The following is a 22432-nucleotide window of genomic DNA, read 5'->3' as shown; positions in this document are numbered from 1 at the left end:
CGACGACGATAGGGGCAGCAGGGGGGTGATCGCGATGGACGCCAGGGCCACGGTACGGACGTTGGTGCACGACGTTCCGGCGCTCACGGACACCATTCCGGACGCCCCGCCGGCCTCCCCGCGCAACCGCGCGGCCCTGCACACCGCCGCCGCCGAACGCCTGGCCGCCGAGGGGGCCTGGGAGCAGGCCTACGGCCACCTGCACGCCGCGCTGCAGCTCCTGCACGGCGACGAACCCCTGCCCGACGCGCACGACGAGCTCGACCGCCTCCGTCGCGAGCACGCCGAGGCCCGCGAGCAGAGCCGCCGCGACAGCCTCACCGCCAGCTACAACCGCCGCTACCTCGACGAGCGGCTCGGCGCCCTGCTGGCCGACCTCGACGGCACGCCCTTCCGCACCACCGGCGTGTGCCTGGCGCTGGTCGACATCGACCACTTCAAGCTCGTCAACGACACCTACGGACACCTGTTCGGCGACCGCGTCCTGCAACGCATGGTGACCGAACTCCATGCCGCACTGCCCGAGGCGGGCTTCTGCGCGCGGTACGGCGGGGAGGAGTTCGCACTCGTCCTCCCCGGCCGCGACCTGGCCCAGGCGGTGGAGATCAGCGAGCAGGCGCGGGACCGGATCGCCCGGCACGACTGGTCGGACCTGCACCCGGACCTGCGGGTCACGGTGAGCATCGGGGTGGCGCACGCCGCGGGCCGGATCGCCGAGGTCGAGCGCCTGATCGGCGAGGCCGACATGCTGCTCTACACGGCAAAGGAGGCGGGGCGCAACGCCGTCGCCTACCGGACCTCGCGCGGCGGCCGGGTCCGCCTCGCGGGAGCCGCCGGCGCCCGCCGGTCCATCCCGCAGCCCGCTCGCACGACCGGCTGACCCTCCGCCGGTCGGAGCATTGCCGCTCCGTAAACTCGGCGACGGGGCGGACACGGCCGGTGACGGTCACTCCGCCCTTCCCGCTGTCGTGGGCCGGAGGTGACGTGCAGGACGAGGACGACCGGCGGTCGCTGCGTTCCCGCGCGAGCCGGCGCGCCCGGGGTGAAGGCCCTCCCCCGGCCGACGACGTCCTCGCCCGGCTCGGCATCCGCGCCCCGGCCGAGCCCGAGCCCGGTCCGCGGGTGGAGCAGGAGGACGAGCGTGGGGCTCCCCGGGGAGCCGCCGGGTACGAGCCGCGAGCCACGAACGGCCACGCCCCGCCCCGGAACGGCGCTACCCCGGGCGGTGCGCGCCCCGCGCCTCCGGTAGCGTCCCCGTCCTCTGTGCCGCCCGTGCACCCTGCTCCGCCCGGGCCCCCTGCTCCGCCCACGCCCTCGGCTCCGCCCACGCCCTCGGCTCCGCCCACGCCCTCGGCTCCGTCCACGTCCCCTGCTCGGCCCGCGCACCCTGCTCCGGCGCCCCCTGTTCCGGCCGCGCCCGACCGGCAGCCCGGTACCCGACCCGTCGGACCGGGAGCCCCGTCCGGTGGAGGCCGTGGCACCAGGCGGCCGGACGGCCCGAACCGGACCGCGGCGCCGCAGCCGACCGGTGACCCGCGCGGGCGGCCCGCGCGCCGGCCCGAGGAGTCCGACGGCGCCCGGACCACCGCGATCCGCCCGGCCGGCGCCGGTCGGCCACCGCAGGGCCCGCCGCGCCCGGCCGATCCCGCGGCGGGCACTGTCGGGCTCCCGACCGGCCTCCCGACGACGCGGATCTCGCACGGGGCGGGCCCGGTCGACGGCCGTGGGGAACCTCGACCGGCCTCCGCGCCGAACGGCCCTCCTCGACGCCTCGCCGCGCAGGGCCCGGCACAGAACGGTGCGCCCGAGGCGCCGCGCACCGGCACCGCTCCCGGGGTCCGGGCCGCCGGACCGAACGGTGTCGCCCGACCCCCGGCTCCCCCGTCACACGACGAGCGCGCGAACGGCCGCCCCGCCGACGCCGCGCCGCGAGGCACCGGGCCCACCGCCGACCGCGCGCCGCAGGGCACCGTGCCTCCCGCCGACCGTGCGCCGCGGGGCACCGGACCCGCCGCCGACCACGCCCGACCGGGCACGACACCGCGAAACGAGCCGTCGACCGCCTCGCCCACCACCCGCCTGCGCACGCGGCCGGGCTCGCCGGACACCCCGAGCCGCCCCCTGCGCACGCCCCGCGGCGACGACACCGCCCTCGTCCCGCCCGTCGACGACGGGCCCGACGGCCCCGACGGCGCCGACGCCCTCGCCGAACGCACCCGCGCGATCGACGCCAGCCTCACCCGGCTGACCGCCGCGCACGCCGGCGTCAGCCTCCGCCGCGACGAGGACGACGACACCGAGGACCCCGACGGCCTCGAGAACCTCGACGGCGCCGAGGACGGACCTCCCACCCGTCGCGCCGCCCGCCGGACCACCACGGGCACCCCGCCGACGCCACCCACCCGACTCGCCCTGGCCTGCCGGATCACCGCCGCCGCGCTGGCGGTCCTGACCTTCCTCGGCGTCGCGCTGAGCTGGGGCGCCACCCGCTGGATGGACTCCACGATCCGCACGGTCGCCGCGCTCGACCCCGAGGCCGGGGTGATCGACGCCGAGGGCCAGGCCGGGGACGACAACGTGCTCGTCCTCGGCACCGCCTCCGGCAGCTCGGGCACCCCCTCGACCACGGACGAGCGGACGGACACGCTCATGCTCGCGCACGTCGCGGCCGGCGGGGACCGGGTCGTCGGCGTCTCCTTCCCGATGGACCTGGAGATCAACCGGCCGCCCTGCCCGCGCTGGGACGCCGCGGCCGCGACCTACCTCGACGAGACCGTCCCCGCGGAGACGCGCACCGCGCTGTCCTCGGCCTATGCGGTCGGCGGCCCACGCTGCCTCGTGCGCACGGTGCAGCAGCTCAGCGGGATGTCCGTGACCCGGTTCCTCGCGCTGGACCTGCCCGGCATCGCCGGCATGGTCGACGCGATCGGCGGCGTCGACGTCTGCGTGGAGCGGCCCGTCGAGGACCGCACCCTGGGCGCGGTGATCCCGCGGGCCGGCACCTCCCGGCTCGACGGGACGCAGGCCGTGCGGTTCGCCGAGGCGGCCGCCGTGGCGTCCGACCCCTCCCCGGCCCTGGGTCAGCTACAGCGACAGCAGCGGCTGCTCGCGGCGACCTTCCGCGAGGCCCTGTCCGCCTCCACCCTGCTCTCCCCCACCACGACCCGGGACTTCGCCGCCGCGCTCGGCCGCAGCATGCTGGCCGACGACGTCGGCGTGCACGAGATGGTCCGGCTGACCTCGGCGCTGGACCGACCGAGCGCGGACGGCGTGACCTTCCTGCCGCTGCCCGTCTCGGCCGTGCCGAACACCCGCGGCAACCTGGAGCTGCGCGACACCGAGTCCTCCCGGCTCTTCTCCGCGCTGCGCAAGGGCCAGCCGCTGCCCACGACCACGACGCCGGTCGCCTCGGCGGAGGGCCCGGAGCCCGGCGACGTCACGGTCGGTGTGGTCAACGCCGCCGGCCGGGACGGGCTCGGCCGCCAGGTCGGCGACTCGCTGCGCTCGCTCGGCTTCGGGGTGGGCGAGGTCGGCAACGCCGCGCAGCCCTCCGCGGAGACCGTGCTGCGCTTCTCCCCCGACCGGGCGGACGCCGCCGAGCTGCTCGGCGAGGTCGTCCCCGGCGCCCGGCTGGTCCAGGACCCGGGCAGCACCGGCACCCTGCAACTGGTGCTGGGCAGCTCCTTCGACGGCACCGTGCGGGCCCCGGTGACGGACGCCGCCGCCCCGCCCGCGCAGACCGCCCCCGCCGCCTCCTGCGGCTGACCGGAACCCGAGCGTTCATCGCCGGTTCACGTCCTGCTGCTGTGCGCCGGGTCGCACCCCTTTACCCTCGGAACATGCGCGACGCCTACACCGACCAGCTCGACGAGCTCGGCGACGCCCTCGCCAGGATGTGCGAGGACGTCGCGGAGGCCATGGCGAAGGCGACCCGCGCGCTCCTCGACGCGGACCTGCGGCTCGCCGAGCAGGTGATCGACGAGGACATCCGGATCGACGAGATCCGGCACTCCGCCGAGGAGAAGGCCTTCGCCCTCCTGGTCCTGCAGGCGCCGGTCGCGACCGACCTGCGGATCGTCGTCTCCGCGATCCACGGCGCCGGCGACATCGAGCGGATGGGCGACCTCGCGCTGCACGTCGCCCAGGCCGCGCGGCGCCGGCACCCGCAGCCGGTGCTGCCGGACGAGATCGTCCCGTACTTCGCCGAGATGGGCCGGGTCGGGGTGGCGCTGGCCCGGAAGGCCGGCGCCGTGATCCGCAGCCGTGACCTCGCGGCGGCCGCCGAGCTCGAGTCGGACGACGACGCGATGGACGACCTGCACAAGCACATGTTCACGGTGCTGATGGACCGCAACTGGAACCACGGCGTGGAGGCGGCGGTCGACGTCACGCTGCTCGCGCGGTTCTACGAGCGCTACGCCGACCACGCGGTCGCCGTCGCACGGCGGATCGTCTACGTCGTCACCGGGCAGATGCCGGGCCCGCTCGCCGTCTGAGCGGCGCTGGAGCGGCTCTGAGCGGCCCCGGGCGGTTCTGAGCGGTCGTGAGGGGCGCCGAGCGGCCCTGCCCAGCCCTCTGACCAGGGCGGACAGGCCCGGCGTTTGGCCGACCCGGGCGACGGGGGACTCCGGGTGCATGTCCGACCACGTGTACCGCGTCACCGAGATCGTCGGCACCTCGCCGGAGAGTGTCGACGCGGCGATCCGCAACGGTGTCCGCCGCGCCAGCGAGACCCTCCGGCAGCTCGACTGGTTCGAGGTCACCCAGATCCGCGGGAACCTGGTGGAGGGCCACGTGGAGTACTTCCAGGTCGGCCTCAAGGTCGGTTTCCGACTCGACCCGTAGGGCCGACGTCACCGAACGCCCGTCGTTCATCGATCGTTCATGCGGACCCGACCATGACCGCCTGCCCGGTTTCCTAGGCTGACCCGGTGGCACGGGAGACCCTGGACGGCAACACCGCGCAGCTGCAGACGCTGCTCGGCGAGATGGGTGATGCCGTCGTGGTCGCGTTCCGCGCGGCCTGCACCGCGCTGCTCGACCGGCACCCCCGCCTCGCCGAGCGCGTGATCGCCGGCGACCCGGCGATCGACGAGCTGCGGGCGCGCGTCGAGCGCCTCGCCACCGAGACGATCACGATCTTCGCGCCGGTGGGGCCGGACATGCGGGTGGTCGTGGCCGCGATCCAGTCCGCGCACGAGCTGGAGCGCGTCGGCGACCTGGCCAAGCACATCGCGGAGGCCGCGCACCGGCGCGACCCGGACCCGTGCGTCCCGGACGTCGCCCGGGACCTGCTGGTGGAGCTCAGCACGCAGGTCGCGGCGATGCTCGTCAAGTCCGTGACCGTGCTGCGGACCCGCAACGTGATCCTCGCGCTGGAGCTCGAGTCGGACGACGACCGGGTCGACGCGTTGCACCGCGACCTGTTCACCCTGATGTTCGGGGAGCGCTGGACCTGCGGGATCCCCGCCGCCGTGGACCTGACGCTGCTCGCCCGCTTCTACGAGCGCATCGCCGATCACGCCGTGGCCCTGGCCGAGCGCACCGTCTACGTCGTCACCGGGCGCCACCCCGAGGCCCTGCAGCTGTAGAGAACGAAGGACGCCGGCGGTGTCGCGCATCGCCGGCGTGCGTTCCCGCAGGTCCCCGCCGGCTCAGCCGAACCGGCCGGAGACGTAGTCCTCGGTCGCCTTCTGCTTCGGCTGCGAGAAGATCGTCTTGGTCTCGTCCATCTCGACGAGCTTGCCGGGCTTGCCGGTGCCCTCGATGTTGAAGAAGCCGGTGAAGTCGCTGACCCGCGCCGCCTGCTGCATGTTGTGGGTCACGATGACGATCGTGTAGTCCGTCTTCAGCTCGTTGATCAGGTCCTCGATCGCGAGCGTGGAGATCGGGTCGAGCGCCGAGCAGGGCTCGTCCATGAGCAGGACGTCCGGCTGCACCGCGATCGCGCGGGCGATGCAGAGCCGCTGCTGCTGGCCGCCGGAGAGGCTGGAGCCGGGCTTGTCGAGGCGGTCCTTGACCTCGTTCCACAGGTTGGCACCGCGCAGCGAGCGCTCGACGGTGTCGTCCAGGTCCGCCTTCTTGGACTTCTTGTTGTTCAGCCGCATCCCGGCGATCACGTTGTCGTAGATCGACATCGTGGGGAACGGGTTGGGGCGCTGGAAGACCATGCCGATCTGCCGGCGCACGCCCACCGGGTCCACGCCGGGCCCGTAGAGGTCCTGGCCGTCGAGCTCGAGCCGGCCCTCGACGTGGGCGCCCGGAATGACCTCGTGCATGCGGTTGATGGACCGGAGGAAGGTCGACTTGCCGCAGCCGGACGGACCGATCAGGGCCGTGACCGTCTGCTTCCTGATCGAGATGTTCACGCCCTCGACCGCGCGGAACGACCCGTAGTAGATGCTCAGGTCCTTGGCGTCGATGTTCTTGCTCATGACGTGTCCTATCGGGTCTTCGGGGCGAACGCGCGGGAGATGATCCGGGCGACGACGTTCAGCAGCATCACGATGATCATGAGGACCAGTGCCGCCGTCCATGCCCGGTCGAGGAAGGGCTCGCGCGGGATGCCCGGCGCGACGTACGAGTAGTACGAGAAGACCGGGAGCGTGGCCATCCGGTCGTCGAAGGGGTTGAGGTTCACGCCCGTCGTGATGCCGACCGCGACCAGCAGTGGCGCCGTCTCGCCGATGACGCGGGCGATGGCGAGCGTGATGCCGGTGGCGATGCCGCCCGCCGTCGTGGGGATGACGACCTTGAGGATCGTCCGCCACTTCGGGACGCCCAGTGCGTACGACGCCTCCCGCAGCTCGTTCGGGACGATCTTGAGCATCTCCTCGGTGGAGCGCACCACGATCGGGATCATGAGCACGGTCAGCGCGACGGCGCCGGCGAAGCCCATCCGGACCCCCGGGCCCAGGATCAACGCGAACAGGGCGTAGGCGAACAGGCCGGCGACGATCGACGGGATGCCCGTCATGACGTCGACGAAGAAGGTGATCGCGCGGGACAGCCGGCCCCGGCCGTACTCGACGAGGAAGATGGCCGTGAGCACGCCGATCGGGATCGACATGACGGCGGCGAGGCCGGTGATGATCAGGGTGCCGACGATGGCGTGGTAGGCACCGCCGCCCTCGCCGACGACACCGCGCATCGAGTTGGTGAAGAAGGCGACGTCGAAGCGGGCGATGCCGTTGCTGACCACGGTCCAGATGACGGAGATCAGCGGGATCATCGCGACCAGGAAGGCCGCGGACACGATCACGGTGACGAGCCGGTCGGTGGCCCGGCGGGCGCCCTCGACCATGCGCGAGATCACGTAGGTGGCGAGGGCGAACAGCACGGCCGTCAGGAAGACCCAGAGGCCGACGCTGAAGCCGGTGACGGCGAGGATCGCGCCGACGACGACGGCCGCGCCCGCGAGGAGGCCCCACGGCGCCCACCGCGGGAGCGTGCCCTGCACCCGGGGGACGTCCGGGGTGCTGGTGGCGGGGGCCTCGAGCGAGGTCGTGTCGATGTCGGTGCGCTCGGTTCCGGTGGACATCAGTTCGCTCCGGAGAACTCGCGGCGGCGGTTGACGATGTAGCGGGCCAGCATGTTCACCGCCAAGGTGACGACGAACAGCACCAGGCCGGAGGCGATCAGCGTGTTCACCGCGAGGCCGGAGGACTCGGGGAACTGCAGGGCGATGTTCGCCGCGATCGTGGACGGGTTGCCCGAGCTGATCAGGTTGAAGGTCACGGCACCGGACACCGAGAGCACGATGGCGACGGCCATGGTCTCGCCGAGCGCGCGGCCGAGGCCGAGCATCGCGCCGGAGATGACGCCGGAGCGGCCGAACGGGATGACCGCCATGCGGATCATCTCCCAGCGGGTGGCACCCAGCGCGAGGGCGGCCTCCTCGTGGAGCTTCGGCGTCTGCAGGAAGACCTCGCGGGCGACCGCGGTGATGATCGGCAGGATCATCACGGCGAGGACCAGGCCGGCGACGAGCATCGTGCGGCCGGTCGTGGAGACCGGGCCCGCGAACAGCGGGATCCAGCCCAGGTAGTCGTTGAGCCAGGTGGTCAGCCCGACCGAGGCGGGCGCGAGCGTCCATGCCCCCCAGAGGCCGTAGACGATCGACGGGACCGCGGCGAGCAGGTCGACGAGGTAGCCGAGGCCCTGGGCGAGCCGCCGCGGGGCGTAGTGGCTGATGAACAGCGCGACGCAGACGGCCAGCGGCGTGGCGATGACCAGCGCGAGGAACGCGCTGAGCAGCGTGCCGAACAGCAGCGGCCAGATGTAGACCATCAGGCCTTGGTCGCCCGGCAGCTCGTCCGCCGGCGCGACGATGGCCGGGAGCGCCTCGCTCAGCAGGAACGCGGCGACCCCGGCCAGGACGACGAGGATCAGGATCCCGGCGCCCTTCGCCGATCCGGCGAAGATCCGGTCACCCAGCTGCGTGACCGGCTTGGCGGTCGTCGGCGGCGTGGGCGTGACTTGGGTTGTGGTCACGGCATTTCCTCAATGAGCGAGGTGGGACGGGGGCACGGGCGAGGGGCCCCGGCCACGCGGTGCGCGCGGACCGGGGTCCCCGACAGCACAGGTGCAGATCAGCCCGAGGCCTTGATGCCGTCGATCACCGGGGTGATCTGCTGGCGCAGGGTGTCGGACAGCGGTGCCGAGCCGGCGGCCTGCGCGGCGGCCTGCTGGCCGTCGGCGCTGACCACGTAGCCCATGAACGCCTTGACCAGGTTGGCCTGGGCGACGTCGGAGTACTGCGGGCACGCGATCAGGTACGAGACGAGGACGATCGGGTAGGTCCCGGCCTCGGTCGTGGTGCGGTTGAGCTCGAAGGCGAACGAGGTGTCGCCCTGGCCCTCGACCCGCTGCGACTCCTCGAGGATCTTCGCCGCGGCCTCCGGGGTCGGGCCGACGTAGTCGTTGCCGACCTTGACGTTGACCTTGCCGAGCTGCCCGGCCTGGCTGGCGTCGGCGTAGCCGATCGTGCCGTTGCCGCCGCTCACGGCGCCGATCACGCCCGAGGTGCCCTGCGCGGCCTCGCCGCCCTGGACCGGCCAGTTGCCGTCCGGCTCGTGCGGCCACGCCTGCGGCGCAGCGGCGCTCAGGTACTCGGTGAAGTTCTCCGTGGTGCCCGACTCGTCCGACCGGTTGACCGGGGTGATCGGCGTGTTCGGCAGGGTGACGCCGGGGTTGTCGGCGGCGATCTCCGGCGCGTTCCAGGTGGTGATCTTGCGGTCGAAGATGCCCGCGATCGTGGCCGGCGCGAGGTTCAGGTTGCTGACGCCGTCGAGCTTGTAGACCACGGCGATCGGCGAGACGTAGTTGGGGACCTCGATGACCGAGCCGCCGCAGCGGGTGCGGGCCTGCTCGAGCTGCTGGTCCTTGAGGTAGGCGTCCGAGCCGGCGAAGGCGGTGCCGCCCTCGACGAACTGGGTGCGACCGCCACCCGAGCCCACCGGGTCGTAGTTCACCGTGGCGTCGGGGTTGGCCCCGGTGAAACCGGCGATCCAGGCCTGCATCGCGGCCTGCTGCGAGCTGGCGCCCGCGCCGGAGATCGTGCCGGACACGTTCGCGGACGGGGCGCTCGACGCGCCACCCGCCGACGAGCCCTCGTTGGCCGCACCGCAGCCGGCGAGCACGATGGCCCCACTCGCTGCGAGGCCGACGGCGGCGATCCGCGCGCGCTTCGGGCGCTTGGTCTTCACTGCTGGTTCCTCCGTGTATCGGGGAGCCGGTCGGAACCGGCCGCACACGCGACCCACACCGAGCCGCTCGGCGTCGAACGCTAAGCGCGCCCGGTTGACGGTCGGCCCACGGCGAATGAACGGAGGGTGAACAGGTACTCCGAACGGCGCGGGCTTCATCACCTGACCGACGGGGCGTGATCGACCCGTGACCTGTGCCGTGACGCGCCACACGGACCGGTGACCGCGGGCGAGCGCGGCATCACGAGGAGTACATGACGTCCGAGGTGTGGACGGCGAAGCCGAGCTTCTCGTACACGCGCACGGCGGGCGCGTTGTCCGCCTCGACGTAGAGCAGCACGGTGTCCAGCCCGCGGCCGGCGAGGTGGTGCAGCCCGGCCAGGGTGAGCACGCGACCCAGTCCGCGGCCGTGCGCCGCCGGGTCGACGCCGAGCACGTAGACCTCGCCCATCGAGGGCTCGGTCGCCGTCGGCGGGTGCACCTTCGTCCAGTGGTAGCCGAGCAGCGTGCCGCCGGCATCGCCGGCGTCGACGGCGAGCAGGAATCCCTCGGGGTCGAACCAGTCCTCGGCCTCGCGCTCGCGGACCTGCTCGACGCCCCAGCCGCCCTGCTCGGGGTGCCAGTCGAAGGCGGCGTTGTTGACGCGCAGGAACTCGGCCTCGTCCTCGCCCACGACGAAGGGCCGGATCGTGACGCCCTCGGGCACGGTCAGCGCGGGCAGCGCGCCGGCCTCCGGGGTGCGGCGCATCTGCCAGAGCACGCGGGCGCGGGTGAGGCCGCGCGAGGCGGCCAGGGCGGCGGCGGCCGGGAGGTCGCCGTGCGCCCAGACGTCGAGCGTCGGGGCGAGGGCGGTCAGCTCGGCGAGCAGGGCGGCGCCGAGGCCGCGGCGCCGGTGGTCGGGGTGGACGGCCAGCTCGGCGGAGGTGCCGTCGAGCTGCGCGTAGCCGGCGACGGCGCCGTCGGCCTCGACCACGAGGTGCGTGACGCCCTCGCGGGCGCCGCCGCGGAGGTTGAGCAGGAACTGCTCGGAGAAGGGCTCCCGCGCGTCGGCCCGCTCGGCGGCCTCGGCCAGGGCGCGGACGCCGGCCGTGGCGGCGGGGTCGATCTCGGACAGGACCCGGACGGCGCTCACCGGGACGACCCTACCCGCGGGCCGCCCCGGCGTGCCGTGATCATCGGGTCGGGACACCCCCGGCGGCGCGACGCCGGTCCGGTGCCGGTCCGCGCCGGTCCGGTGCTGCCGGTCCGTGCCGGTCACAGCAGCCGGTCCGTGCGGGTCAGGGCGGCCGCCGGTCGGTGCCGGTCGGCGCTGCCGGTCAGTGCATCGGGTGGAGGCCCCGGAGGGCGCCTCGGTCGCCGTCGTCGTCCGCGTCCGTGTCGCTCTCCTCCGGCAGGCCGCCGGCCGGCACGCCCAGCCCGGCGCGTCCCGGGCGGACGAACTTGTAGCCGACGTTGCGCACGGTGCCGATCATCTGCTCGTGCTCGGGGCCGAGCTTCGCGCGCAGCCGCCGGACGTGGACGTCGACCGTGCGCGTGCCACCGAAGAAGTCGTACCCCCAGACCTCCTGCAGCAGCTGGGCGCGGGTGAAGACCCGGCCCGCGTGCTGCGCGAGGTACTTGAGCAGCTCGAACTCCTTGTACGTGAGCTCCAGCAGGCGGCCGCGCAGCCGCGCCGCGTAGGTCGCCTCGTCGATCACCAGCTCGCCCAGCACCAGCGCGCCGCCCGCGCTCGCGGAGTCGGCGCCGGGACGCGACTTGAGCAGGCGCAGCCGCGCGTCGACCTCCGCGGGGCCCGCGGAGGGCAGCAGGATCTCGTCGACCACCCACTCACCGGAGACGGCCACGAGTCCGCCTTCGTTGAGCACGGCGATGACGGGCACGTCCGTGCCGGTGCTGCCGAGCAGCCGGCACAGGCTCCGGGCGGCGACCAGGTCGGACCGTGCGTCGACGAGGACCGCGTCGTGGGGGCCGGCGTCGAGCAGCGCGGCCACCTCGGGTGCCGCGGTCCGCACGCCGTGCGGGAGCAGGGTCAGCGCGGGGAGCACCGAACCGGGATCGGTGTCCGCTGTCAGCAGTAGCAGTTCCACCGCTGCCTCCTCTCCACCGGAGGAATCGACGGCGGACACCACGCCCGGCGTCCGTCGTTCTGGTCACGGTGGGCGACGCCGACCTCCGTTCCGCACCGCGTGACCCGGCGGGTCCGTCACGCGGATCGGTCAAGAATAGACAAGCGTGCGCCGCGGGCACGAGTTCCGCGAGGCAGCTCACCCCGTTCGACGTGCCCGTGCGCTGCAGAAATACCGGTGCGTGGCGGGTTCCCCCATCCGGAGGCCGACGCGGTTTCGCGCGCGTTACACGCCCGTCAAAGCACGGTTACGGTTCGCCCGTCCCGGGCCCGGCGCACGGGCCGCCGGCGGGGGTCTCTAGGTTGGGCCCGCGCGACGCGTGGGAGCCGGAGGTCGAGAGTGAAACGCCTGATCGTCGCGGTGCTGGTGCTCGCCGGGGTACTGGTCGCCGCGGACTACGCCGTGGCCGCGGCCGCGGAGTCCGTCGTGTCCCGCCAGCTACGGGAGCGCCTCGGCCTGGCCGACGACCCCTCGGTACGGATCAACGGCTTCCCCTTCCTGACCCAGGCGATCTCGGGCGACTACCGCTCGGTCGAGGTCCGCGCGGACCGCCTCGAGGTCGGCGACCTGCACAACGTGCAGCTGCGCGCGGACCTGCGGGACGTCGAGGCGCCGCTCTCCGGCCTGCTCGGCTCCGGCACGCCCGGCCTGCGCGTCACCACCGCCGAGGGCGCGGTCCGGGTCGGCGCCGACGACCTGCATCGGATGCTCCCCGGCGTCGAGCGGTTCAGCGTCGGCAACGTCGACGCCAACGCCATCGCGAACGTCGTCGACGAGGGTGGCGACCCCACGATGCGCCAGCTCGACCCGGAGTCCGTCGCGCGGCTCTCCGGCACGGTGACGATCGCGGGCCAGGAGTACCAGCCGGTCGTGCTCTGCGAGCTGCAGGTGGCCGACGGGGTGATGCGGGTGGTGCCGCGGGACGTCCGTAACAGCGACGGCGACCCGCTGCCCGACGCGATCACCGAGCTCGTGCGGCAGACCTTCGCGCTGCGCATCGACCCGGGCGGCCTGCCCTTCGGCGTCGTGCCGACGAAGCTGCAGGCGCGGGACGGGACCCTGGAGATCTCCGGCGAGGCCCGGGACGTCGTCATCGGCTCGCTCCCCGGATCGGGTGTCGCGGGCTGACCCGGGAACATCGCCGCGACCGGCCGGGTTGGCCCGGGACGTGAGCGGCACCGGACTCCTGGTCCTGATCGCGGCGCTGGTCGTGGCGACTGCGCTCGGCCTGGTGCTGCGCGCCCGTGCCGGCCGGGTGCGGACCGGTGTCGCCACGGGCTCGCCGGACGGCTGGGCGCTCACCGGATCGGTCCCCGAGGGCGCGGAGCAGGTGCTGCTGCTGCAGCTCTCGTCGCCGGTGTGCACCCCCTGCCGACAGACCGCCGGCGTGCTCGCCGAGCTGGCCTCGGAGGAGCCCGGGGTGCGGCACGTCGAGATCGACGTGGCCGAGCGGCCGGAGGTCGCCCGGGCGTTGTCCGTGCTGCGCACGCCCACCACGATCGGCTTCGACCGCACCGGCCGTGAACTGCTGCGGGTGTCCGGGGTGCCCCGCCGGGCCGAGCTGGCGGCCGCCCTCGCCCCCGAGCTGCGGGGACGCCCGGCGTGACGGGCGTCCATCTTCCGGGACGCCGCTCCCCCCGACCGGACGTTTCGGTTACCCTCGCTGCCGTGAACTGGCCGCTGACCCGACGCCGCGCAGTCGACCTGTGCCGCGTCGCCGGCTGCCTCTGTCGGGCCTCCTGACCCCCGACCACTCTCGTCGAAGATCTCAGGAGTCCCCCCATGTCCGCACCGGACGGGTCCGGCGCGCCCGCGCGCCCGGTCGACCCGCCCCTGGACCCGCGCGGCGTGCGGTTCGCCGCCGGACTGACCAGCGTCGTCCTGGCGTTGGTCCTGCTCGGCGGCAGCGGCTGGCTCGCCGCCGCGCAGGCGCTGGTGTTCGCGCTGGGCGCGTTCGCCGGCATGCGGTTCGCGCCCTACGGCGTGCTCTACCGGCTGGCGCTGGCCCCTCGCCTGGGCCCGCCCGCCGAGCGCGAGGAGGCGGCGCCGGTCCGCTTCTCCCAGACCGTCGGCTTCGTCCTCACCGCCGTCGGCGCGCTCGGCTACTTCTCCGGGCTGACCGTGCTCGGGCTCGTCGCCACCGCGTTCGCGCTGGTGGCGGCGTTCCTCAACGCGGCCTTCGGCTTCTGCCTGGGCTGCGCGATGTACGGCCTGCTCGCCCGGGCGCGCACCGCACGCGCCTGACACCCGAACGTTCACCACCGATACCGACACACAGGAGTGACATCAGCATGAGCCGCGAGGACGTCCTGGTCGACGCCGACTGGGCGGAGAAGAACCTGGGCACCGAGGGCGTCGTGTTCCTCGAGGTCGACGAGGACACCACCGCCTACGACGGCGGCCACCTCCCGGGTGCCGTCAAGATCAACTGGACCAGCGAGCTGCAGGACCCGGTCCGCCGCGACATCGTGTCGCAGGAGCAGTTCGCCGAGCTGCTGTCGAGCAAGGGCGTCTCGAACGACGACCTGGTGATCCTGTACGGCGGCAACAACAACTGGTTCGCGGCCTACGCGTACTGGGAGTTCAAGCTCTACGGGCACGAGAACGTCAAGCTGCTCGACGGCGGCCGCAAGAAGTGGGAGCTCGACGGCCGCACGCTGACCACGGACATCCCGGAGCGCCCCGCCACCTCCTACACCGCCAAGCCGGCCGACACCTCCATCCGCGCCCTGCGCGACGAGGTCGTGGACGCGATCGGGACCAAGAACCTGGTCGACGTCCGCTCGCCCGACGAGTTCTCCGGCAAGATCCTCGCGCCGGCGCACCTGCCCCAGGAGCAGTCGCAGCGGCCGGGCCACATCCCGTCGGCCATCAACATCCCGTGGTCCAAGGCGGCCAACGAGGACGGCACCTTCAAGTCGGACGACGAGCTCACCGCCCTCTACGGCGAGGCGGGCTTCGACGCCGGCAAGTCGACCATCGCCTACTGCCGCATCGGCGAGCGCTCGAGCCACACCTGGTTCGTGCTGCGCGAGCTGCTGGGGCACTCGGACGTGAAGAACTACGACGGCAGCTGGACCGAGTACGGCTCGCTCATCGGCGTGCCGATCGAGCTGGGGAGCAAGTGACACATGTGTGGAGCACCTGACCAGGCGGCGCTGCTGCCCGCCGGTACCGACCTGACCAAGGAGACCGTCCTGGCCGGACGCGTCGTGGCCGGCGACAAGCCGGTCGGCGGCGCGTTCGTCCGGCTGCTCGACGGCACCGGCGAGTTCACGGCCGAGGTCGTGTCGTCGGCGTCGGGCGACTTCCGGTTCTTCGCCGCGCCGGGCACCTGGACCGTCCGCGCGCTGTCCCGCAGCGGCAACGGCGAGGCCACGCTCTCGCCGGAGGCGCCGGGCCTGCACCGCACGGAGATCGCCGTCGCCTGACGACGAGTACGCCGACACCGCCCCGGTCGCCCTCGTGGTGGCCGGGGCGCTGTCGTTCCCGCGAGTCGGGCTCTGGGCTTCCGCGAGTCGCGCTCCGGGCTTCCGCGAGTCGCGCTCCGGGCTTCCGCGAGTCGCGCTCCGGGCTTCCGCGAGTCGGGGCCAGGGCTTCCGCGAGTCGGGGCCAGGGCTTCCGCGAGTCGGGGTCAGACGGCCGGGGGTGCCGGCGCCAGCCGAGCCGCCGTCACGTGCGCGACGACGACAGCGACGATCACCAACGGCATCACGGCCAGTCCGTCGGCGCCGAGCAGCAGCGTCGCCAGCAGCACCGAGGTGAGCGGCAGGCGCAGCATCACGACCGCCATCGCGCCGATGCCGATGGCCGCCCCGGCCACCAGCGGCAGCCCGGGCAGGTGCGAGAGCAGCACACCGCCCGCCGCCCCGATGAAGAGCGCGGGAAAGATCGGGCCGCCGCGGAAGGCCGCGAGGCACAGCGCGTAGGCCACCGCCTTGGCGACGAGCACGACCATCAGCGCCGGCACCGTCCAGCCGGTGCTGTCGAGCAGCAGCGGGCCCAGGGCCTCCTGCCCCGAGAACAGCACGAAGGACACGTCGTGCCCGCTCAGGACGGCCGCCAGCACCGCCAGCCCGGCCACGACGACGCCGATCACCGGCCCCGCCACGAGGATGCGGGGCTCGGCGTGCCGTCGCACCACCGCGGTCAGCCGGCGGATCAGCATTCCGACCAGCGCCGCGAGCAGACCCGCCACTACCGCCCACCCGAACTGGGCGACGCTCGTCCGTCCGAAGGGCGGCAGGCCGGGCAGGGTCAGCGACGCCGTCCCGAGGCCGGTGAGCGCGTCCAGCCCGAGGAAGATCAGCGAGCCGATCCCCGCCGCGAGGAGACCGGGCAGCAGGACCACGCCGAGCGCCGCGCCCGCGGCCAACGACGCCTCCATCAGGAGGAACGCGCCGAGGATCGGCGAGCCCAGGAGGGCGCTGATCGCGGCGAAGCTCCCGGTCGCGGCGAGGACCGCGGCCGTGCGGCCGTCGGCGCCGCGACGGGCCGCGTAGAGCGCGAGCACACCCAGGCCGCCGCCCAGGGCGATCAGCGGCGCCTCCGGCCCCAGCACGACCCCGAGGCCCAGCCCGAGGAGCGCGGCGAGCAGGATCCCGGGCAGATCCTGCGGGACGGGCACGTGGCCGGTCCGGAAGCCGTCGGCGGGCGAGTGGCCGCCCTGCCCGGGCAGGTAGCGGATGACGGCCGCGACGCCCAACCCCGCGACGGCGAGGACCGGGAACGGCCACCACACGGGTGCGGCGGCGAACCCCAGCGCCCGCGGCAGATCGGTGTAGGTCCAGTCCTGGAGCCCGGCCACCAGCTGGAGGAAGAAGTACGCGGCGGCCGAGATCGGCGCGCCGACGATCGCGGCGAGGAGCAGCAGCCGGGTGTACCCGGGCGAGCGGAGGACGGCCTCGGGAGAGGGTGATGCCGCCGCGCCGGTCGTCGTCGCGGTCCTCGCGGCCTCGTCCGCCTGGGCCATCTCCGGTCTCCCGTCGTCGCGCCGGTCGTCACCCTCGCGTCCGGGCGCACGGGCGGCACCGCCCGGAGCGGGTGACTCAGCCGTGCCGGCCGCGCGGCGACGCGTCGGCCCGGTCCCGGGCCCGCACGGCCGCGGCGGCCACCCGCTCGGGGCCGCTCGTCAGGGCACGCCGCCACGGCGGGACCCCGTCGATCTCGATCTCGAGGGAGAAGCTGAGGAAGGTGCGGATCACGACGATGAGGCCGAGGATCGCGACGTTCTGCAGGGTCGGCTCCACCGCGATCGTCCGGAGCAGGTCCGCGGCGACCAGGACCTCGATCGCAAGCAGCAGCGTGCCGCCGAAGGTCTCACGCAACGTCTGGTAACCGTCGCGGCCGCGCCGGGTCACGAGCCACACCCGGGCCGACAGCACCACCGACCACACCAGGCCGATCACCAGCACCGCGGCTCCGAGGACCTCGAAGACCACGGCTGCGCCGTCCATCAACCAGACGACCGTCGTTCCCGACCCGGCCGCGTGCTCGTCCATGTCGCCCCTCCGCCCGGCAGCCTGGTCCGGACGGAGGCGCGCCGCCCTCACCCGGGTCGGGCGAACGGCGGGTCGGCGGGACTATGCTCGCCCGCCGTGCACTGGTTCTTCACCGTGCTGCTGATCGCGGCGAGCGCCGGTACGGTCGCCTTCACCGGCTTCCTGCTGCGGCGGCTCTTCACGACGGCGCCCGACGCCGCCGCCGCGCTCGCGGCCCGGCCGACCGAGGAAGTCCCGGAGGAGCCCTCCGCATGACGCAGCCCGACGGCAACGACGTCCCCACCACGATCACCGGCCCCGTCAACGCCGCGCCGGACTCGCCGCAGCGCAACCGGCCGCAGTGGGACGACCTGCCGATCCCCGACGACACCGCCAACCTCCGGCAGGGCCCGGAACTGCACGAGCAGTGCCTGGGCCTGCTCCCGCTGATCGGCGTGTGGCGCGGCACCGGCGAGGTCGTCTACCCCACGATCGACGGGCCCTTCCACTTCGGCCAGCAGCTCGTGTTCGCGCACGACGGTCGACCGTTCGTCTCCTATGAGGCCCGGGCCTGGCTGCTCGACGAGGACGGCAAGGTCATCCGGCCCGCCGCCCGGGAGACCGGCTTCTGGCGCCCGCAGCCGGACGGCTCGCTCGAGGTCCTCATCGCCCACGCCACCGGCATCATCGAGGCCTGGTTCGGCGAGAAGGGCGACCTGCGCTCCTGGCAGATCGAGACGGACGCGGTGGTGCGCACGCCGTCGGCCAAGGACGTCGTCGCGGCGAAGCGGCTCTACGGCCTGGTGAACCAGGGCGACCTCGCCTACGTCGACGAGCGGGCGATGGAGGGCCAGCCGATGCAGCCGCACATGTCGGCGCTGTTGCACCGGGTGGCGGGCTGAGGGCCCGCCGGGCCGGTCGCACTCCCGCCGGCTCCGACGACCGTTTCGGCGGTGACGGGGTCGTCGACGCCGCTGCGCTGACGTCGCACTCGCAGCGATCACGCGGCGCATGATCATTGCGACGGACACCGGAGTGCTGCGGCCGGAGCGCTCCCGTATCGCTCGGAGCGCTCAAGGCGGTTCGGTCAACCAGTCGGTCAGTGACGGCGGGTGGGGTCCACCATCCGCTCGACCTCGGCCCGGTCGCGCTCCCCCGACCTCGGTGATCGTTCCGGCGGTGACGAGCCTGAGCTCGCCCTCGCCCGGGTCGGTCGCGCTCCGCCGCCTCCGGTGATCGTTCCGACGGCGACGGGGTCGTCGACACCGCTGCGCTGAGGTCACCCTCGCAGCGATCAGGCGGCGCATGATCATTGCGACGGACACCGGAGTGCTGCGGCCGGAGCGCTCCCGTATCGCTCGGAGCACTCACCGCGGTCCGGTCACCGCCGTCGGTCAGTGACGGCGGGTCGGGTCCAGCATCCGCTCGACCTCGGCCCGGTCCAGACCCGCGAGCTTCGCGACCTGGTCCGGGGCGAGGCCGGCGGCGGCCAGCCGGCGGACGACGGCGCCGAGCTCGTCGCGCCGGGAGCGCATCTCCTCCGCGAGCCTGCTCAGCTCCTCCTGCTGGCTCTGCAGCTCGACCGTCGCGCCGACCGCGCGGACCGGGTCGTCGAGCAGCACCGCCAGGAGCCGGTCGCGGGCGTCGCCGCGGCGGGGGTCCACGACGCCGTTCGGGCCCTGGGCCACCCGGGCGCGGGCGGCGAGCGCCTGTTGCACCGCGGTCGCCACGGTGCGGCTGGAGCCGGCCTCCTCCGGCGCGGGCCGGTCGGTCTGCTCGGGTCCGGACCGGTCGATCCCGTCCGTCCCTGTCCCGGTCCGGTCGGTGGCGGCGAGGCCTGCGGCCCGAGGGTCGGCGCCCCCTTGCTCCGCACCGGCCTGCTCGGTGCCCGCCTGCTCCGCACCGGCCTGCTCGGTGCCCGCCTGCTCCGCACTGGGGTGCTCGGTGCCCGGCTGCTCCGCACTGGCCTGCTCGGCCCTCCCCCGCTCGGCGCCCGCCTGCTCGGCGCTCGCCTGCTCGGCCCCCGCCTGCCCGAAGCTCAACTGCTCGAAGCTCGACTGCTCAGCGCTCACCTGCTCGGCGACCGTCGCGTCCGCGTTCACCTCGGACTTGACCGGGTCGGTCCGGACCGGTGCCGCCTCGGCGTGGCGCTGCAGCGGCTTCGCGGTCGGGTCGCTGTCGCCGGTTCCCGGTCCGTCCACGTGCCGAGCCGGTTCGGCGGCCGCGGCCTCCGCCGCGGCACGCCCGTCGTCGGTCGGCGGCGGCGCCACGGCCGTCGAGCCGGTGGCGTCGTGGCCGCCTGCTTCAGCGGTCAGGCCCCCGCCCGTGCCCGTCTTCGTGTCGTCGCCCGTGGCTTCGTCCGCGTCCCCGTGCCGACGACGGAGGGCCGCGGCGCCGAGGCCGACCGCCGGGAGCGCGGCGAGCTGGGCCGCGCTGGGCCGCTCGTCGGCGGGGGCGACGGCGTCGGCCTCGCCGATCTCCCGGCCGCTCCCCTGCTCCGCCACTCGGGCCCGGGCGTGAGGCGTCGGAGCACCCTTGGCGGCCTCGGTCAGCCGGGCGGCGCGGGCCGCCGGGGTCAGCTCGGGCTCCGGGGCCGCGGTCGCGCTGTCCTCCGCCGCCGCCTCGGCCTCGACCTCGGCCACACCGCCGTCCGCGGGCGAGACGAACGCGGCTCGCGGAGCGGGCGACGCGGCCACGGACGACACGGCCGCCGATCCAGCGGACGTCGGCCCAGCGAGCGGCGACCCAGCGAGCGGCGACCCAGCGAGCGGCGACCCAGCGAGCGGCGACCCGGTGAGCGGCGACTCGTCCGCACCCGTGGTCCCGGCGGTGGCGCCGGCGCCCGGCCCGGTCGCGCTCGCGGTGCTGGCGTCGGCATCGACGGCCCTGGACCGGACTGCCGAGGAACCAGGGGCGGCCGCCGCCGAGCCGACCCGATCGTCGCCCGCCGCCGCGGCGACCCGATCGTCGCCCGCCGCCGCGGCGGTCCGATCGTCGGCGGCCGGCGCAGGCGGTGCACCGGCGGAGGTCGCGCGGCCGCCGATGCCCGCCGCGCCGGCCGCGGGCGCCGTACCCAGGTCCCGAAGGGTCGACTCCTCCCGCGCGTCGGGAATGTCGCCCGATCCGGAAGGGCCCGCCCCCGAGGCCGCACGGCTGGCCTCCGCCTGGATCGCGGCGGCGTGCTCGGCCGCCGCGCGGTGGGCGCGGGCCCGGGCCAGCAGGACGTCCGACTGCACGGGCAGCGGCGCGGTGTCGGCCTCGCGGACGGCCACGGCTTCGGCCACCGTCTGCCGGCGCGGGTGCTCCGCGGCAGGCGCCTCGGGGACATCGGACGCCTGCGCCTCCATCGCGGCCGGGACGGCCTCCGGCGCCGGACGGGGAGCAGGCATCTCGCCGACGGACTCGCCGGTCCAGTCCGCATGGGTCGGCTCCGGCACGGGCTGCGCGTCCGGGGCCGTGCGGGCCTGCTGCGCCTTCCGGGCCTTCGCCCTGCCGCGCACCGCCCGCACGGCGACGATCACGAGGGCGATCACCAGTGCCGCAGCCCCCACGCCGAGCGGCACGAGGACGTCAGCCGAGAAGGCCTGCTCCATGACCGGGCACCGTACGCCGATCTACGTCACGGTGCGCAACGGTTCTATCCGGAGCGTGACCCCGAGGTCGAGCGGTCCGCACGGGCCGCGTCCTCGCTCGCCGACGACCGACCGGAGCCGGACGACGACCCGCCGGATCCGGTCCGCTCGCCCTTCGATGCGCCGCCGCGCGGCTCGTCGGACGGACCTGACCTGCCGTTTCGTGCCTTCGCGGCACCGTCTGTCGGGGTCGGCTTCGGCCGGACCGCACCGACCTTGACGGTTTCGGACACCTCGTCGGTCGCGGCGGCGGCCGCGGGCTCGCCCTTTGCCGCGGGCGTGTCACCCGGCGTGTCCGACCCCGGCGCGCCGGTGGTGGCGGCCGACTTTTCAGCCGATCCGGTGTCCCCGGATCGCTTCACCGGGGACAGCGCCGAGACGGCGGAGACCGCGACCGTGCGGTCCGGTTCCACCTGGCGCGCAGCCGGTTCGGGCTTCTTCGCGTCCTCTTCGGACGACGCGACCGGCACCATCGCGGTGGTCGGCTCGACCTCCTCCGGCGGCTCCGGGCGGCTCTCGCCGCGGGCCTCGGACGCGGGCCGGAACAGGTCGCCGGGCGCAGAGCCCGACGCAGAGCCCGACGCGGAGCCCGACCCGGATCTGGCGCCCGCGTCGGACGCAGAGCCCGGCACAGTGCCCGACCCCAAGCCCGATCCGGAGCCCGTCTCCGGCCGGCGCACCGCCGTGGTCTCCTCGGCCTGTGAGGGCGCGGCACCCGGCAGCGGCTGGGCGGCGGCCCCGGAGGCCGGGACCTCGGCGGGGGCGGCGGGCGCGGGTTTGGGACGCGGGCTGGGCCGCACGGGCCGCTCGCTGCGCGCCTGCTCGGCCGTCCCGACCGGCGGGCCGGCCGACGCGGCGGGCGGGGTCACGGCGAACCGGGCGGTCGGGGCGCCGAGCAGGCCCTCGAGCTGGCCGCGCAGGCGCGTGAGCTCGGCGACGACCGCGTCCCGCTGCCGGCTCAGCTCCGCGAGCTCGGCCCGCGCGCTCTCCTGCTCCTTGCGCACGGCCTCGGTCTCGGCCTTGGCCTCGCGGCGGGCGGCGGTGCGGATCTCCTCGGCCTCCTCCTCGGCGGCCTGCAGGATGCTCTGCATCCGGTCGGTGAAGGAGCCGATCATGTCGGGCGACTCGGGTCCGCCGGGGCGCGGTCGCGGCGTGGGACGCGGGCGGGCGCCCGGGGGCGGGCCCGGCTGCATCGGCGCCATCGGACCCATCGGGCGCGGACCCGGGCCCATCCCGGGCTGCGGTCCCACGACGGGGAACGGATGGCTGCGTGCGGCGTCGAGGTCCGCGCGCATGCGGGCCAGGACCCGCTGCAACCGCGCCACGTGCTCGTCGACCTGCCTGCGGTCGTAGCCGCGGAGCACGACGTCGAACCGCGGGGCACCGAGCGAGCGCTCACCCCCGTCAGCCGTCATGTCCCGACCCTTTCCGTCGCCGCCCCACCACGCACCTCGCCGAGGGTAGGGAGATCCGTACTCGCGTTCAGA

23 protein-coding genes are annotated in these 22432 nt (G+C 74.6%); 13 read left to right on the top strand and 10 right to left on the bottom strand.

Annotated elements, in window-relative coordinates; all coding sequences use genetic code 11:
• Nucleotides 1–34 precede the first annotated feature (34 nt).
• From ABD990_RS23330 to phoU (ABD990_RS23310), 5 genes are all read left to right on the top strand, one after another.
• On the top strand, nucleotides 35–880 hold the full coding sequence (locus tag ABD990_RS23330; protein WP_345382865.1) for a GGDEF domain-containing protein: 846 nt from the start codon (nucleotides 35–37) through the stop codon (nucleotides 878–880).
• Nucleotides 881–1971: 1091 nt separating this feature from the next.
• Nucleotides 1972–3765: an LCP family protein gene (locus ABD990_RS23325; RefSeq protein ID WP_345382864.1), complete on the top strand. Its 1794-nt coding sequence runs from the start codon at nucleotides 1972–1974 to the stop codon at nucleotides 3763–3765.
• A 74-nt stretch (nucleotides 3766–3839) separates the two neighbouring features.
• On the top strand, nucleotides 3840–4496 hold the full coding sequence (gene phoU, locus ABD990_RS23320; RefSeq protein ID WP_345382863.1) for a phosphate signaling complex protein PhoU: 657 nt from the start codon (nucleotides 3840–3842) through the stop codon (nucleotides 4494–4496).
• Nucleotides 4497–4635: 139 nt separating this feature from the next.
• Nucleotides 4636–4845, top strand: coding sequence for a dodecin (locus ABD990_RS23315; protein WP_345382862.1), 210 nt, complete (start codon nucleotides 4636–4638; stop codon nucleotides 4843–4845).
• Nucleotides 4846–4931: 86 nt separating this feature from the next.
• The gene (gene phoU / locus ABD990_RS23310) at nucleotides 4932–5591 is read left to right on the top strand and encodes a phosphate signaling complex protein PhoU (RefSeq protein WP_345382861.1); all 660 of its coding nucleotides are present in this window, start codon (nucleotides 4932–4934) and stop codon (nucleotides 5589–5591) included.
• Between the two features lie 63 nt (nucleotides 5592–5654).
• Here the strand turns inward: phoU (ABD990_RS23310) and pstB are convergent, their stop codons facing one another.
• The 6 genes from pstB to ABD990_RS23280 form a co-directional block, all read right to left on the bottom strand.
• Entirely contained in the window at nucleotides 5655–6434 is a 780-nt protein-coding gene (pstB, locus tag ABD990_RS23305; protein ID WP_345382860.1) for a phosphate ABC transporter ATP-binding protein PstB, read from the bottom strand.
• An 8-nt stretch (nucleotides 6435–6442) separates the two neighbouring features.
• Nucleotides 6443–7540 (bottom strand): phosphate ABC transporter permease PstA, encoded by a 1098-nt coding sequence (gene pstA / locus ABD990_RS23300; RefSeq protein WP_345382859.1) that lies wholly within the window; start codon nucleotides 7538–7540, stop codon nucleotides 6443–6445.
• The gene (gene pstC, locus ABD990_RS23295) at nucleotides 7540–8493 is read right to left on the bottom strand and encodes a phosphate ABC transporter permease subunit PstC (protein WP_345382858.1); all 954 of its coding nucleotides are present in this window, start codon (nucleotides 8491–8493) and stop codon (nucleotides 7540–7542) included. The genes pstA and pstC overlap by 1 nt, the downstream gene beginning before the upstream one ends.
• Nucleotides 8494–8591: 98 nt before the next feature.
• Complete coding sequence (pstS, locus tag ABD990_RS23290) at nucleotides 8592–9707, bottom strand: phosphate ABC transporter substrate-binding protein PstS (protein WP_345382857.1); 1116 nt, start codon at nucleotides 9705–9707, stop codon at nucleotides 8592–8594.
• A gap of 241 nt (nucleotides 9708–9948) precedes the next feature.
• Nucleotides 9949–10839 (bottom strand): mycothiol synthase, encoded by an 891-nt coding sequence (mshD, locus tag ABD990_RS23285; protein WP_345382856.1) that lies wholly within the window; start codon nucleotides 10837–10839, stop codon nucleotides 9949–9951.
• Nucleotides 10840–11023: 184 nt separating this feature from the next.
• Nucleotides 11024–11794, bottom strand: a complete 771-nt coding sequence (locus ABD990_RS23280) for a winged helix-turn-helix transcriptional regulator (RefSeq protein ID WP_345382855.1) — start codon at nucleotides 11792–11794, stop codon at nucleotides 11024–11026.
• A gap of 378 nt (nucleotides 11795–12172) precedes the next feature.
• On the opposite strand from ABD990_RS23280, the gene ABD990_RS23275 reads away from it, so the two are divergent.
• The 6 genes from ABD990_RS23275 to ABD990_RS23255 are packed head-to-tail and all read left to right on the top strand — an operon-like array spanning nucleotide 12173 to nucleotide 15264.
• On the top strand, nucleotides 12173–12961 hold the full coding sequence (locus ABD990_RS23275) for an LmeA family phospholipid-binding protein (RefSeq protein ID WP_345382854.1): 789 nt from the start codon (nucleotides 12173–12175) through the stop codon (nucleotides 12959–12961).
• 40 nt (nucleotides 12962–13001) lie between these two features.
• Nucleotides 13002–13439, top strand: a complete 438-nt coding sequence (locus ABD990_RS23270; protein WP_345382853.1) for a thioredoxin family protein — start codon at nucleotides 13002–13004, stop codon at nucleotides 13437–13439.
• Complete coding sequence (locus tag ABD990_RS34500) at nucleotides 13436–13576, top strand: putative leader peptide (RefSeq protein WP_425569645.1); 141 nt, start codon at nucleotides 13436–13438, stop codon at nucleotides 13574–13576. The genes ABD990_RS23270 and ABD990_RS34500 overlap by 4 nt, the downstream gene beginning before the upstream one ends.
• A gap of 39 nt (nucleotides 13577–13615) precedes the next feature.
• The gene (locus tag ABD990_RS23265) at nucleotides 13616–14077 is read left to right on the top strand and encodes a DUF4395 domain-containing protein (RefSeq protein WP_345382852.1); all 462 of its coding nucleotides are present in this window, start codon (nucleotides 13616–13618) and stop codon (nucleotides 14075–14077) included.
• Nucleotides 14078–14124: 47 nt separating this feature from the next.
• Nucleotides 14125–14961 (top strand): sulfurtransferase, encoded by an 837-nt coding sequence (locus ABD990_RS23260; protein ID WP_345382851.1) that lies wholly within the window; start codon nucleotides 14125–14127, stop codon nucleotides 14959–14961.
• A gap of 3 nt (nucleotides 14962–14964) precedes the next feature.
• Entirely contained in the window at nucleotides 14965–15264 is a 300-nt protein-coding gene (locus tag ABD990_RS23255; protein ID WP_345382850.1) for a DUF1416 domain-containing protein, read from the top strand.
• A 203-nt stretch (nucleotides 15265–15467) separates the two neighbouring features.
• Here the strand turns inward: ABD990_RS23255 and ABD990_RS23250 are convergent, their stop codons facing one another.
• Both ABD990_RS23250 and ABD990_RS23245 read right to left on the bottom strand, forming a co-directional pair.
• Nucleotides 15468–16805, bottom strand: a complete 1338-nt coding sequence (locus ABD990_RS23250) for a chloride channel protein (protein ID WP_345382849.1) — start codon at nucleotides 16803–16805, stop codon at nucleotides 15468–15470.
• A 76-nt stretch (nucleotides 16806–16881) separates the two neighbouring features.
• Complete coding sequence (locus tag ABD990_RS23245; protein WP_345382848.1) at nucleotides 16882–17334, bottom strand: DUF1622 domain-containing protein; 453 nt, start codon at nucleotides 17332–17334, stop codon at nucleotides 16882–16884.
• Between the two features lie 96 nt (nucleotides 17335–17430).
• On the opposite strand from ABD990_RS23245, the gene ABD990_RS23240 reads away from it, so the two are divergent.
• Together ABD990_RS23240 and ABD990_RS23235 are read left to right on the top strand one after the other, a co-directional pair.
• Entirely contained in the window at nucleotides 17431–17589 is a 159-nt protein-coding gene (locus ABD990_RS23240; RefSeq protein ID WP_156067801.1) for a hypothetical protein, read from the top strand.
• Complete coding sequence (locus tag ABD990_RS23235) at nucleotides 17586–18215, top strand: heme-binding beta-barrel domain-containing protein (protein ID WP_345382847.1); 630 nt, start codon at nucleotides 17586–17588, stop codon at nucleotides 18213–18215. The genes ABD990_RS23240 and ABD990_RS23235 overlap by 4 nt, the downstream gene beginning before the upstream one ends.
• Nucleotides 18216–18707: 492 nt before the next feature.
• Here the strand turns inward: ABD990_RS23235 and ABD990_RS23230 are convergent, their stop codons facing one another.
• Both ABD990_RS23230 and ABD990_RS23225 read right to left on the bottom strand, forming a co-directional pair.
• Nucleotides 18708–20906 carry a hypothetical protein gene (locus ABD990_RS23230; protein WP_345382846.1) on the bottom strand — a complete coding sequence of 733 codons (2199 nt, stop codon included), beginning with the start codon at nucleotides 20904–20906 and terminating at the stop codon, nucleotides 18708–18710.
• 44 nt (nucleotides 20907–20950) lie between these two features.
• The gene (locus ABD990_RS23225; protein WP_345382845.1) at nucleotides 20951–22360 is read right to left on the bottom strand and encodes a hypothetical protein; all 1410 of its coding nucleotides are present in this window, start codon (nucleotides 22358–22360) and stop codon (nucleotides 20951–20953) included.
• Nucleotides 22361–22432 lie beyond the last annotated feature (72 nt).

It is taken from the genome of Pseudonocardia yuanmonensis, from assembly GCF_039542425.1.
In the GTDB taxonomy this organism is placed as follows: Bacteria; Actinomycetota; Actinomycetes; order Mycobacteriales; family Pseudonocardiaceae; genus Pseudonocardia; species Pseudonocardia yuanmonensis.
This window is presented reverse-complemented; position numbering and strand designations above follow the sequence as displayed.

Excerpts from the sequence above, each read along its gene's own strand:
- ABD990_RS23230 (WP_345382846.1), bottom strand. The coding sequence starts at position 20,906 with ATGGAGCAGGCCTTCTCGGCTGACGTCCTCGTGCCGCTCGGCGTGGGG.
- ABD990_RS23330 (WP_345382865.1), top strand. The coding sequence starts at position 35 with ATGGACGCCAGGGCCACGGTACGGACGTTGGTGCACGACGTTCCGGCG.
- ABD990_RS23250 (WP_345382849.1), bottom strand. The coding sequence starts at position 16,805 with ATGGCCCAGGCGGACGAGGCCGCGAGGACCGCGACGACGACCGGCGCG.
- phoU (WP_345382863.1), top strand. The coding sequence starts at position 3,840 with ATGCGCGACGCCTACACCGACCAGCTCGACGAGCTCGGCGACGCCCTC.
- ABD990_RS23235 (WP_345382847.1), top strand. The coding sequence starts at position 17,586 with ATGACGCAGCCCGACGGCAACGACGTCCCCACCACGATCACCGGCCCC.
- pstB (WP_345382860.1), bottom strand. The coding sequence starts at position 6,434 with ATGAGCAAGAACATCGACGCCAAGGACCTGAGCATCTACTACGGGTCG.
- ABD990_RS23255 (WP_345382850.1), top strand. The coding sequence starts at position 14,965 with ATGTGTGGAGCACCTGACCAGGCGGCGCTGCTGCCCGCCGGTACCGAC.
- ABD990_RS23315 (WP_345382862.1), top strand. The coding sequence starts at position 4,636 with ATGTCCGACCACGTGTACCGCGTCACCGAGATCGTCGGCACCTCGCCG.
- ABD990_RS23245 (WP_345382848.1), bottom strand. The coding sequence starts at position 17,334 with ATGGACGAGCACGCGGCCGGGTCGGGAACGACGGTCGTCTGGTTGATG.
- pstA (WP_345382859.1), bottom strand. The coding sequence starts at position 7,540 with ATGTCCACCGGAACCGAGCGCACCGACATCGACACGACCTCGCTCGAG.
- ABD990_RS23265 (WP_345382852.1), top strand. The coding sequence starts at position 13,616 with ATGTCCGCACCGGACGGGTCCGGCGCGCCCGCGCGCCCGGTCGACCCG.
- ABD990_RS23260 (WP_345382851.1), top strand. The coding sequence starts at position 14,125 with ATGAGCCGCGAGGACGTCCTGGTCGACGCCGACTGGGCGGAGAAGAAC.
- ABD990_RS23225 (WP_345382845.1), bottom strand. The coding sequence starts at position 22,360 with ATGACGGCTGACGGGGGTGAGCGCTCGCTCGGTGCCCCGCGGTTCGAC.